The organism is Williamwhitmania taraxaci (assembly GCF_900096565.1).
In the GTDB taxonomy this organism is placed as follows: Bacteria; Bacteroidota; Bacteroidia; order Bacteroidales; family Williamwhitmaniaceae; genus Williamwhitmania; species Williamwhitmania taraxaci.
In genome coordinates, this window is sequence record NZ_FMYP01000015.1 from 1 (window position 1) to 12,107 (window position 12,107).

The window sequence follows — 12,107 nt, forward strand, 5'->3', positions numbered from 1 at the left end:
CAGTAATCCTGCCAAAGTGAAACCTTTTTCAACCCGTGTATGGGCGTTCCGGTAAGCATAGTAAAGGTCTTGCCGCACGTTTTGCACTTGGAGCGCTGCCTCCCATTGAACATGCTGTGCTTAATGATCATGCTGCTCGAGCAGTGGGGGCAGACTTTCGCCTCCCCCAGCTGAGCCGTAAGTGATGCATCCGTATTTTTCAGCTCCCGCATTACCGTAACGCGCTCTTGTTCTGTCAACTGTTTTGCGAGTTCTCGGATTTGTTCAATTATTGTCATATCATAGAGACTTTCCACTAAGATAAGCAAATTTTTGCAACAACATTATCACTGAATAGAGCCAGAACTTTTAGTATATTTACCATTCAAAGCGCACACAGCTAGTTAATTACATTTGGGCTGATGCCACATTTGGAGTTCGTAACGCTTTTTGCTTACTTTACTACCGTGGGATAAGAAAGCAGGTTCAAGCGCCCAAACGCAATCGACTATCAAACGTTAATGGTCATGCTATGAATGACAATATCGACATAGAAAACATTATCAAACTGGTAAAAGAACAAGAACCAGATAGACAAGACATTGTTGAAGCTTTACGTAGTTCAAAAGGTGGATATTGGTCAAGTATCGGTTATTATTGCTTCGTTGCCTCAGACATTAAACCAAACAAACCTGGTTCAAACTGGCAATATGACGAGTGTATGGTTATCGAACAGAAAGAAAAAGGAGACATTGTAATTGACTTGCTAAAAGACGGACGAATTGGAGGAATTGAATTTATTGACCTAATCGACAAATGAAATTGAAAGAAGCACGAACCACTTATCGAATAAACAGCCCCGCCACCTAAGCCGACCGGGAGAGCCTCTCACACCACTCATTTATTAGGGATTTGTAAAGTTTGCCAACCCAAAAACTGTAACAGATTAATTGCTTAGCCATAGTTAGATGGTGAAAAAAAATTGATTTTTTTTGCTAGGTTTGTCATCCTAATAAAAAACCTAGTAATAAACCCTAAAAAGAGAAGTTAGTATGAGTGGAGTTATCATAAAAAATTCAAGGAACACAGAGAATGCACCAAAGTGTTCGGCAGCTACCCAAACTGTAGCGTTTTCGCATTACAACAATTTTTCAGCGCAGCTACCTATCGACCCTAAAACGGGCAAAATTGTCGGTAGTGATGTAAAAGAGCAAGCAAAGCAGTGCTTAGTAAACATTAAAGCAATTGTAGAAAGCATCGACCACGTTATGGACGATGTTGTTAAAATCACCATATTCCTTAAAAATATCTCCGACATTAAGGCTGTAGACGAAGTATACACAACCTTCTTCAATAGCTATCTTCCAACAAGGACAACGGTTGCAGTTGCGGCTTTACCTATGGATGCATTGGTGCAAATTGAAGCAATTATTTCAAACGGCGAAGGCACCACACCTCAAATTCCTTGCGCTCTCATAAAAGTTGCACGAAACACAGAGAATGCTCCAAAAGGCTTATACACACAAACTGTAGCCTTTTCGCATTACAACAACATTTCAGCTCAGCTACCAATCGATCCTAAATCGGGCAAAATTGTAGCGGGTGGTGCCAAAGAGCAGGCGGTACAGTGCTTAAGCAACATTAAAGCGGTTTTGGAGAGTATCAACCACGTTATGAATGATGTTGTAAAAACAACAATATTCATTAAAAACATCTCGGATATTGAGGCTGTAAACGAAGCTTGTGCCAAATTTTTCCCAACCTACGTTCCTACACGGTCAATAGTTAGCGCTTCGGGCTTGCCTATGGACGCGTTGGTACAAATTGATGCGGTAGTGTCGCACGGCGATGGTACGCCTCCACAACTCCCTGAAGATACCCGCCTGCTAGTGATAGAAGCAAACAATACGGAGAATGCACCAAAAGTTTCATACGCACACACGGTAGCTTTTTCGCACTACAATCATATTTCAGGTCAGCTACCATTGAACCCAAAAACGAACGAAGTGGTTGCTGGTGGAGTAAAAGAGCAAGCTAAGCAATGCCTACAAAACATCAAGGCAATTGTGGAAAGTGTCGACCACGTTATGGACGATGTAGTTAAAGTAAATATCCAGCTTAAGAATATTGCTGATATAGAAGCTGTAAACGAGGTGTATAAATCATTCTTCAAGAGCGATCTTCCTGCACGAACAGTAGTTGGCGTTTCAGCTATCCCAATGGATGCATTGGTGCAAATTGATGCCGTTGTATCGAACTGCGAAAGCACACCACCAGCATAACGATACCTGAAAGTTCATAAACAAACTTACTGGTAAGCCTGCGCTAGCAGAACACTAGCGCAAGGCTTACCAAAAAGTTTATCCCTGCCAATTTTACGATCCACGTAATAAGAATTCCAACCAAACACTATATTATTGGCGTTTGATGCTTGTAACGATACAAGCTCTCAAGTCAGTTTATCTTAATTCCTAACGGAGAGAGCTGGTATCGCCGGAATATCCAATTGCCGTTCGTCAACGATTTAGACAAAACGGTCGAAGTTGTGCCACCCTTTGGCCTTGCTCTCCATCGCGTCCTATTAGAGAACTTTTACTATATTTACCTTTCTAGGCACACAAATTCGGGCACAAACATGCCAGTTTTATTAGTCTACAAGCGGTTAGTATCGTATATATGTTCAGTAATGGGTGAAACTATTGCATTTACTTTATGGAAAAAGGAACTGAAATTTTGAGAATAAATGCCAGATTGCTAAATAGCAATTTCAGAAATAACTATTCATACATCGAAACACGCTGGATGATTAGCACCAGCATAAACCTTCGAACAAATCTATTATAGTATGGTAAACATAGTTCTGCTCATCCTAGCCTATTTCTTCATGGAATTTGTTGCATGGTCGAACCATAAATATGTCATGCATGGCTTTTTATGGAATTGGCATATTGACCATCATCGAAAAGACAACTTACAGGGCTTGCCTCTAAATACAGAAGACAAGCTCTTAGAAAAAAACGATTTGTTCTTTCTGGTATATGCGATTCCTGCAATTATATTAATGATAGTTGGATTCTCAATTCAATCTATGCCCATGGTATTTGTCAGCGTTGGGATTACACTTTATGGCTTTACTTACTTTGCAATTCACGATATAATAATACACAATCGGATAAAAATTTCTTTTTTACAGGGAAAGCACAACTTCTTTATCGAAGCAGTTATTAAAGCACATACAGCACACCACAAGCCCAAAAACAAGCAAGATTTTAACAATTATGGATTATTGGTGTTTCCATTAAAATTCTTAAAATCGTAAAAGATGACTCTATATTTACTATTGCTGCTTGGTTCCATAGTTGTTCCGCTAGCTTTAAGCTTCGATAAAAAGCTTCAGTTTTATAAGCAATGGAAATACCTGATGCCTTCAATTATTGTAGTGGCAGTAATCTATATTGCCGTTGATATTTACTTTACTCGACTAGGCATTTGGGGCTTCAATGCAAATTATCATTCCTCAAATATTTGGTTTGGTTTACCGATGGAAGAATGGCTGTTTTTTATTGTTATCCCCTATGCCAGTATATTCTTACATGATTCAATAGTGTTATATTTCACCAAATTTCGGTTGAAAACTACGTTGGCCAACTACGTATCCTTTTTTCTAATTATTATCTCATTGGCAATTGTATTGTTTAATTTAAACAAAATTTATACAGTCTACATCTTTAGTTTAGTGATAATTGTATTGGCCCTCTCATATTTCGATAAAACGAAGATAATCAATAGTTTTTATCTTACTTTTTTAGCAATACTTATTCCATTTTTAATAGTGAACGCCATTTTAACTGGCAGTTTTATAGATGAACCAGTAGTTTGGTATAACAATAGCGCGAATTTAGGAATACGTTTTTTAACCATTCCGATTGAAGATTTCGGCTATGCTTTTAGCCTTATTCTCTTCAATTTATTGATGCGAGAAAGGATGAAAAAAATATATTAGACTGAGAAAAAAGCATATAACTCGCAAACTAACAACCAATACTAATGGAAAGGCAGAAACATTTTATAATGCTTTTAATAATGCTGTTTAGTTTCTCTCTTGTTAAAGCATCGCACAAAACTGACGTTTACAAGGCATATATTAGCAATGATATGAACCTTTGGAAGAGCGTGATTGATGAAATGAACCAACAAAAAACTAAGAGCAACGACTTTCGATTGGAATTAATCAATTACCAGTATGGCTATATTGGATGGTGCATCGGTTATAAAAAGAATGATGTGGCAGAACAATATATTCAGTTGGGCGAATCAAATATCGCAGTTCTAGAAAAATCGGGCTATAAGCCATCATGGATTAATTCATACAAATCAGCATTTTACGGATACAAAATTGGGCTAAATAAACTTAAAGCGCCGTTTATAGGGCCTAAAAGTGTTGACTGTGCTAAATTATCTATGAAACAAGATGCTGAAAACCCATATGGCTTTATTCAATTTGCAAATTCGCAATACTACATGCCGGCAGTGTTTGGTGGTTCAAAATCGGAGGCCTTAAAATATTACATAAAGGCCGAGAAACTTATGGAAAAAAATCAGAGTCAAATAAAAGAAGATTGGAATTATTTAAGTCTGTTATCAATGATTGCAATAGCATATACTGAATTGAATGACTACAAAAATGCAAAAGAATACTACAAAAAAATATTGAACATAGAGCCAAATTTTTTGTGGGTCAAAAATGAGCTATACCCTAAATTATTAAAGAAAATGAAATAGATCATTACATTGTTTGAGCCAAACTTGGCGGATTGGCAACTGTTAAGTAAAAGCAAGGCTATAAGGTTGAGGAACGGAGATGACCGCTCCGCCAGCCGGGAGAACGTTTAAGGATAATGGTTCTATTGTCCACCAACCCGATGGATATACCTTTGTAAAGGCTTCCATAAGATCTTTAAACACAAAGGCAACCCAACTAAAACAATAATTATTGCTAACGGCAACTCTGCTAATTCTTTTTCCAAATACCTCTTTCACAAGAATCCAAATAGCCTAAATTTGCACTGGAGGTTTTAGAAAGCCCCCGCTCAACAACATGGAAATAGTAAACCTCCCCGAAAATATCACCAACAACTCCGGACTGGTTCTTACCCTCGGCTTCTTCGACGGCGTACACCAAGGCCACAAAACCCTTATCAACAGAACCATTGCCAAAGCCAACGCTTTCGGCTTTCGATCGGCAGTAATGACATTTTGGCCACACCCTCGTTTGGTGCTGGGCAAAGATCCAGGAAACCTCTTTTTTCTCACCACCCTTCCCGAGAAATCGGAGCTGATTGCCAAGTTGGGAGTCGATTATTTCATTGTTCAGGAGTTTAATGAGACCCTAGCAGCCATAGAGGCCGAGGAGTTTGTTCGCTTCCTGGCCGAGGATTACAAAGTACGCCACTTTGTGGTTGGAAAAGATCACCGCTTTGGGCGGATGGCCAAGGGTGACTTTCGGCTACTGGAGCAGCTCGCACCAAAGTATGGCTACACAGTGGAAGCCTTCGACCCTATCCAGGAGAGCAGCGAGAACATTAGCTCCACCAACATTCGCACCGCACTAGCAAGTGGCGATCTCGAACATGCAAACAATATGCTAGGCTACCCCTACTTGCTGGCAGGAACGATTGAAACTGGCCGCCAGCTAGGACGAACCATTGGGTTTCCCACCGCCAACATCAAACCCAACGACACCCTTAAGTTGGTTCCAGCCCATGGCGTTTACGCCGTTCTACTCCACGTAGATGGCAAGGTAGAAAAGGGAATGATGAACATTGGTATCCGCCCCACGGTGGATAACACCTTAGCAAGAACCATCGAGGTACACATCATTAACTTCGACGCGGATATCTACAACCATCGTATTGAGGTTGCATTTGTTAAAAAACTCCGCGACGAAATTAAGTTCCCATCCATAGAGCACCTAAAAGCCCAGCTGCACCTCGACCGCGATCACGCAATTGAGGTCCTAGAAAATAAAAATCTTGAGGTTTTCAAAAACTATTTTCTAACTTTAACGGTCTAAAAATCCGCACTAAACACTACACTATATGGATAAGATAATTGTAGAAACCCTGCCATACAAAGTTGCCGACATTACGTTGGCCGACTGGGGTCGTAAGGAAATTGGAATAGCCGAAAAGGAGATGCCAGGATTGATGGCTATCCGGAAAAAGCACGCTGCTAAAAAACCGCTTAAGGGTGCCCGCGTAATGGGATCGCTCCACATGACCATTCAAACGGCAGTGCTCATTGAAACCCTAGTGGAGCTGGGAGCCGATGTAAGATGGTGCAGCTGCAACATCTTTTCCACCCAGGATCACGCGGCCGCCGCCATTGCCGCTGCAGGTGTTCCGGTTTTTGCTTGGAAAGGCGAATCGCTCGAGGAATACTGGTGGTGCACAGCACAGGCGCTTTCGTTCCCCGGAGGAAAAGGTCCAAACCTTATTGTAGACGATGGTGGCGATGCTACCCTCTTTATCCACCTTGGCTTTAAGGCCGAAAAGGACGCTACCGTCCTCAATAATAAAGCTGAAAGCCACGAAGAGCAAGTTATTCTCACCATGCTCAAGGATATTCTCGCCGAAGACAACCAGAAATGGCACCGCACCGTGAAGGAGTGGAAGGGCGTTTCGGAAGAGACCACCACCGGCGTTCACCGCCTCTACCAAATGATGGAATCGGGCGAGTTGCTCATTCCCGCCATCAACGTAAACGACTCCGTTACCAAGAGCAAATTCGACAACCTCTACGGATGTCGCGAATCGCTGGCCGACGGTATTAAGCGCGCCACCGATGTTATGCTTGCCGGAAAGGTTGTAGTGGTTTGCGGCTACGGCGACGTGGGTAAAGGATGTGCCCGAAGCATGCGCTCCTACGGCTCACGCGTAATCATAACGGAGATCGACCCCATTTGTGCGCTACAAGCTGCCATGGAAGGATTCGAAATCAAAACCATTGAGGATACACTCGGCGAAGGAAACATCTACGTTACCACCACCGGCAACTGCGATATCATAACCCTTGAGCACATCAAGGCGATGAAGGATCAAACCATTGTTTGCAACATTGGCCATTTCGACAACGAGATCCAAGTTGATCGCCTCAACACCATGCCTGGGGTGAAACAGATAAACATTAAGCCACAGGTGGATCAATACGTATTCCCCGATGGCCACTCCATCTACCTCTTGGCCGAAGGTCGCTTGGTAAACCTTGGCTGCGCCACCGGTCACCCATCGTTTGTGATGAGCAACAGCTTCAGCAACCAAACGCTGGCACAGCTGGAACTATGGACCAAGACTTGGAAAATTGGCGTTTACCGCCTGCCCAAGGAACTCGACGAGGAAGTTGCTCGCCTGCACCTGGAGCAGCTCGGCGTTAAGCTTACTCAGCTAACCAAAAAGCAAGCCGACTATATTGGTGTAAAAGCCGAAGGCCCATATAAGTCGGACCATTACCGCTACTAGGCCAAATTATTATGATAAAAAAGCACCTGAATTCGGGTGCTTTTTTTGTCCTTATAATTTATAGTAAAAAGCCCTCAAAGCCTTGCGAAAGTTTAACTATAGGTTAACTTTAACCCAATTAATATCCGACTAAACATTAACAACCAACTTATGGGCAGCAACAACTACAAACTTAAATCACAAGACATTAAGGAACTCGTTCCTTCAATGGGCTACTGCTACGCATCCGATACCATCACGGTAGATGGGATGAAGGTTGGCTATATGTACCGCGAAATTCGCGACGATAACGACGACAGCGGTTGGCGTTTTCTGTCGGGCACCGAAACGGAGGAATACGTCGAAGACGACACCAACAGCATGTTTTTTGAAGTAAACGTAATCGCCAACTACGATCCGGCCATTATCCCCTACCTAAAAATGCGGGTAGGCACTGAGCTGGAACGAGTAGAGGGAACCGACACTTTCCAAGCAGTTGAACCCGAATAAAAGTTCCAAAATCGAATAATCTGATCATAAAATTGTAATTTTACTTCAGCAGGTGAACTAATTGCCTGCTAAAGTAAAATCACCCCAAAGCAAAAAGTTAGGCAAATGAGTGAGAAGAGCCAAAGTGGAAAGCCCAACAGTAAGGTGCCACTAAACAAGAAGGTAAAGGAACTGACGCATTTCCTTTCCCACGGTATCTGGAGTTTGAGGATTGATCAGTACACACGAAACAAATCGATGCTATACCGAACGCTCCGAATAATTCTGCTGGGATTCCGTGGATTTATGGAGAATCAGGTCAGCCTCCGAGCCTCGGCCCTTACCTTTTACTCATTAATGTCTGTAATCCCCATTTTGGCTATGGGTTTTGGTATTGCCAAGGGTTTTGGATTCGACAAACTGCTGGAGCAACAGCTCATGGACTCACTAAAAGGCCATGAGGAGATTGCCATAAAGCTCATCGACTTCTCCAACTCTCTTTTGGCCAGAACCGGTACCGGCTTAATTGCAGGTATTGGTATTGCTGTTCTATTCTGGTCGATACTCCAAGTTTTCTCAAACATCGAAAAATCGTTCAATGCCATATGGCAGATAGATAAAGGTCGGACATTTACGCGAAAATTTAGCGATTACCTCTCCATGATGCTCATCGCCCCCATTTTAGTGGTAGCATCGAGCAGTGCCACCGTATACCTCTCCACCCAACTAGGCTCATACGCACAGCAGGTTGAACTACTGGGCTACATAAGCCCGTTCCTGATATTCCTCTTACGGCTTATCCCCTACGTGCTGATTTGGCTTCTCTTTACACTTACATACATAGTGATGCCCAACACCACGGTTAACTTCAAGTCGGGGCTCATCGCCGGAATTGTAGCGGGAAGTGTCTTTGTAATCACGCAATGGGCCTACATTTACTTTCAGGTTGGTGTTTCAAAATACAATGCAATCTATGGTAGTTTCGCGGCACTTCCACTGTTTCTTATTTGGCTTCAAACCAGCTGGCTAATTGTGCTCTTTGGTGCCGAAATATCGTTTGCCATTCAAAACGTGCACCTTTACGAATTCGAAAACGAAGCGGTAAACATAAGTCCGCGGGCACGCAGAGCACTTTCGCTGCTGGTGATGCATCGCATTGTTGCCCAATTTAAGAATGGACTTCCACCGCTCACCGCCACCGACATCTCCGTGGAGTTAGGAATGCCAATTCGACTGGTGCGTCAACTTATTCACGGACTCACATCCACTAACCTATTGGTTGAAACCTATACAGAAGAACCAAAAACACGCGCCTACGTTCCTGCTATTTGGATTGAAAAAATTTCGATTAACTACGTAACCTCGGCCATCGACCGACTGGGGGTAGATACAAAGTTGGAGTCCAACAACCCTTCACTCGAAAAAATACTACAAATCCAAGAGAAATTTGAGACCATAGTGAATGAACACCCGGACAACATACTTCTCAAAGACATTTAGGAATCCTACAAACTAGTTGGTTACAGTAATCACAGTACCGCTAGAGGAGACTTGGTATTGCTTTAAGGGTTGGCCATTGGTTGTAGTTCCAAAGTTCATTAAGGAATAAACAGATTTACAGATGGGGCATACAGCTTCAAAAGGTTTATCTTTAGTTATTACCACCGATCCATCAAGAAGATCGCGTGGGCAGGTGGCATCGAATGCTAAGAAGTTTCCAGGTTCGCTGCAGTAAACCAAAACACCATGCCTGCGATAACCTTGGTTCGCCACCTTTATCGCATTAAACTGATTAGTGAGCGGTGCAAAATCCGGCTGGGTAAGCTGTCCTTGAAAATAAACAGGAACATCGGGAACTGGGCTTTTTGCCTCCTTCTCGCAAGAGGAAAACATTACCAGGAGAGTTGCAAAAAAGAAAGAGAAAAAAAGAGTTCTATTCATTCGATTACGATAAACATTCCTATAAATCAAGTTACTTGGCTTTCTAATTTCGCCACAAAGTTGCACGTTATTTTTTAAAGAGACGACATTCCATTGCTTTGCCAAGCAAAAAAAACTAATTTGATCCTATTTTCGGGTAAAACTATATTTAGAATGCGTACATTCGTCATTGAACTGTTTCGAACTTAAGGATACTACCCAAGCTATAAAACATCTATGATTCACAATATAATTGTACCTTTGAGAAATGAAGTTATTGGTTAAAACGTTAATACTCGTCCTTTTGTTGCCCTTAGCATCAATTGACCTTCAGGCGCAAGACACAAAATACTCCATAGATAACGGTCCGATTAAGGCTCCATTAAGACGCAGAATAGCAAGATGGAGGGTGGCTCAAGATAAAAAAGCGACAGAAAGATTTAAGAGTAAGCAAAAACAACGGGAGGAAAAGGGTCGCAAACAGATGATAAAGCGTCACCTGTCGCACCAGCCACCGGAAGATAGAAAACGATTACAAAAAGAGATGGAAGCAAAACCCATCAACTACCCCGAAAAGGTAAGTAAGCGAAAGGCACGAAAGAAAAAATAAAAACATCTAGTCCTATAACCATGGATAAGAGCACTATAATCTACCTCATTGCCATTGGGCTGTTTATACTCTCCAAGGCGTTCACAAAGAAAAAACAGCAGAAGGAAGAACCTGCTGAGGGTTCGCCATTCGACGCCATTTTTGGTGGAGAGCAAGCGGCACCAAGAACCACTCGATCCGATCCATTCGAAGAGATCTTTGAGTCGTTTGGAAAGGCCGGCCCGGCACAGGAAGAGCCAGCCGAGCAACCGAGTGCCCGTATGCAGAATGGCTACTACTCGGAGGAGGCATATTCGGAAGAGCAGGAGTACCCTAGCTATAGTGAGCAACTCCTCGACACCCCAGCAACAGCAGCATTTACTCCCATCGACACCGTAGAGGATAGTATCTATAATCCGACAAAACTCTCAGTAGAAAATGAAAGTAATTTTGAGGGGGAATTAACAGCAATGACTACCTTTGACGCAGATCAAAAGAAGCGAGAAGAGGCGGAAATGCATGAAGTATCGCCCTACGTAACCAACTTCAACCTTAAGTACGCAATGGTTTACGCAGAGATACTGAAACCTAAATTTCAAGAAATTTAAGGACGAACCTAAGCGGTTCAATTATAAACTTTTTTACTATATTTGCCCGAAAGGGAGAGTTCCGAGTGATCGGAATTCTTTTTTATTTACCCTAATTAAACTAATAAATCATGGCCAAGGTAGATTACGTAACCGAGGAAGGCTTTCAGAGATTAAAAGCTGAACTTGACCAACTTAAAAACGTGGAAAGACCTGCCATTTCGCGCCAAATTGCAGAGGCAAGAGACAAGGGCGATCTTTCAGAAAACGCTGAGTACGATGCAGCAAAAGAGGCACAAGGACTCATGGAACTTAAGATCTCGAAACTCGAGAACATTGTTGCTCATGCCCGTATTCTCGACGAAACAAAGATTGACATTTCCAAGGTTCAAATCTTAAATCGCGTTACCATCAAAAACACCAAAACTGGCGCTAAGATGGAATACCTGCTCGTTGCCGAAAGCGAAGCAAACCTAAAAGAGTCTAAACTCTCCATTGGCACTCCCATCGCTCAAGCCCTCCTAGGAAAGAAGGTTGGTGACTCGGTTACCGTTACGGTTCCTTCGGGCGATGTGACTTTCGAAATCATGGAAATTTCGCGATAACTGTCAATAGAAAGCCATGTCAACAATATTCACCCGCATTGTTAATGGAGAAATCCCCAGCTACAAAATAGCCGAGGACGAAGACTACTATGCCTTTCTCGACATTAACCCAATGGCTAAAGGGCACACCCTCGTTATTCCGAAGAAAGAGATCGATTACATTTTTGCTCTGGATCAGCAGACACTGGCAGGGCTAATACTTTTTGCCCAACGCATTGCACATGCCATTGAACTGGCAATTCCTTGCAAGCGCATTGGCGTAGCTGTTCTTGGGCTGGAAGTACCGCATGCCCACATCCATCTTGTTCCGCTTAACACCGAAAGCGACATAGACTTTCGCAAACCAAAGATTAAGCTCACGCCTGAGGAGTTTAAAGGACTTGCAGAAGCAATCACCAAAGAATTCATATAGAATAATTCCGGTTAGCAGCACACTCCATCG

The 12,107-nt window shown here is 42.5% G+C and carries 15 protein-coding genes; 13 read left to right on the plus strand and 2 right to left on the minus strand.

What is annotated here, in order from left to right:
* Positions 1-278 (minus strand): IS1 family transposase (locus BLS65_RS05650; protein WP_139180947.1); only part of this gene is annotated, 278 nt, incomplete at its 3' end.
* Positions 279-511: 233 nt separating this feature from the next.
* On the opposite strand from BLS65_RS05650, the gene BLS65_RS05655 reads away from it, so the two are divergent.
* From BLS65_RS05655 to BLS65_RS05700, 9 genes are all read left to right on the plus strand, one after another.
* Positions 512-799, plus strand: coding sequence for a hypothetical protein (locus tag BLS65_RS05655; RefSeq protein WP_092436791.1), 288 nt, complete (start codon positions 512-514; stop codon positions 797-799).
* A gap of 232 nt (positions 800-1,031) precedes the next feature.
* A complete protein-coding gene (locus BLS65_RS05660) occupies positions 1,032-2,261 on the plus strand; it encodes a RidA family protein (RefSeq protein WP_092436792.1) in 1,230 nt (409 codons plus the stop codon).
* A 602-nt stretch (positions 2,262-2,863) separates the two neighbouring features.
* Positions 2,864-3,298 (plus strand): sterol desaturase family protein, encoded by a 435-nt coding sequence (locus BLS65_RS05665; protein ID WP_139180948.1) that lies wholly within the window; start codon positions 2,864-2,866, stop codon positions 3,296-3,298.
* 3 nt (positions 3,299-3,301) lie between these two features.
* Positions 3,302-3,982, plus strand: coding sequence for a lycopene cyclase domain-containing protein (locus BLS65_RS05670; protein ID WP_092436795.1), 681 nt, complete (start codon positions 3,302-3,304; stop codon positions 3,980-3,982).
* Between the two features lie 44 nt (positions 3,983-4,026).
* Entirely contained in the window at positions 4,027-4,761 is a 735-nt protein-coding gene (locus tag BLS65_RS05675) for a tetratricopeptide repeat protein (RefSeq protein WP_125869781.1), read from the plus strand.
* A 316-nt stretch (positions 4,762-5,077) separates the two neighbouring features.
* The gene (locus BLS65_RS05685; protein WP_092436801.1) at positions 5,078-6,052 is read left to right on the plus strand and encodes a bifunctional riboflavin kinase/FAD synthetase; all 975 of its coding nucleotides are present in this window, start codon (positions 5,078-5,080) and stop codon (positions 6,050-6,052) included.
* A 25-nt stretch (positions 6,053-6,077) separates the two neighbouring features.
* On the plus strand, positions 6,078-7,496 hold the full coding sequence (gene ahcY, locus BLS65_RS05690) for an adenosylhomocysteinase (protein ID WP_092436803.1): 1,419 nt from the start codon (positions 6,078-6,080) through the stop codon (positions 7,494-7,496).
* Between the two features lie 150 nt (positions 7,497-7,646).
* Complete coding sequence (locus BLS65_RS05695) at positions 7,647-7,985, plus strand: DUF2185 domain-containing protein (RefSeq protein WP_092436805.1); 339 nt, start codon at positions 7,647-7,649, stop codon at positions 7,983-7,985.
* A gap of 105 nt (positions 7,986-8,090) precedes the next feature.
* Positions 8,091-9,464 (plus strand): YihY/virulence factor BrkB family protein, encoded by a 1,374-nt coding sequence (locus tag BLS65_RS05700; protein WP_092436807.1) that lies wholly within the window; start codon positions 8,091-8,093, stop codon positions 9,462-9,464.
* Between the two features lie 12 nt (positions 9,465-9,476).
* Here the strand turns inward: BLS65_RS05700 and BLS65_RS05705 are convergent, their stop codons facing one another.
* Positions 9,477-9,905 (minus strand): hypothetical protein, encoded by a 429-nt coding sequence (locus BLS65_RS05705; protein WP_092436809.1) that lies wholly within the window; start codon positions 9,903-9,905, stop codon positions 9,477-9,479.
* Between the two features lie 247 nt (positions 9,906-10,152).
* On the opposite strand from BLS65_RS05705, the gene BLS65_RS05710 reads away from it, so the two are divergent.
* From BLS65_RS05710 to BLS65_RS05725, 4 genes are all read left to right on the plus strand, one after another.
* A complete protein-coding gene (locus BLS65_RS05710) occupies positions 10,153-10,494 on the plus strand; it encodes a hypothetical protein (protein WP_092436811.1) in 342 nt (113 codons plus the stop codon).
* A gap of 20 nt (positions 10,495-10,514) precedes the next feature.
* Positions 10,515-11,081: a hypothetical protein gene (locus tag BLS65_RS05715; protein ID WP_092436813.1), complete on the plus strand. Its 567-nt coding sequence runs from the start codon at positions 10,515-10,517 to the stop codon at positions 11,079-11,081.
* 110 nt (positions 11,082-11,191) lie between these two features.
* Positions 11,192-11,665: a transcription elongation factor GreA gene (gene greA, locus BLS65_RS05720; protein ID WP_092436815.1), complete on the plus strand. Its 474-nt coding sequence runs from the start codon at positions 11,192-11,194 to the stop codon at positions 11,663-11,665.
* A gap of 16 nt (positions 11,666-11,681) precedes the next feature.
* A complete protein-coding gene (locus BLS65_RS05725) occupies positions 11,682-12,077 on the plus strand; it encodes an HIT family protein (RefSeq protein ID WP_092436818.1) in 396 nt (131 codons plus the stop codon).
* The last annotated feature ends 30 nt before the right edge of the window (positions 12,078-12,107 follow it).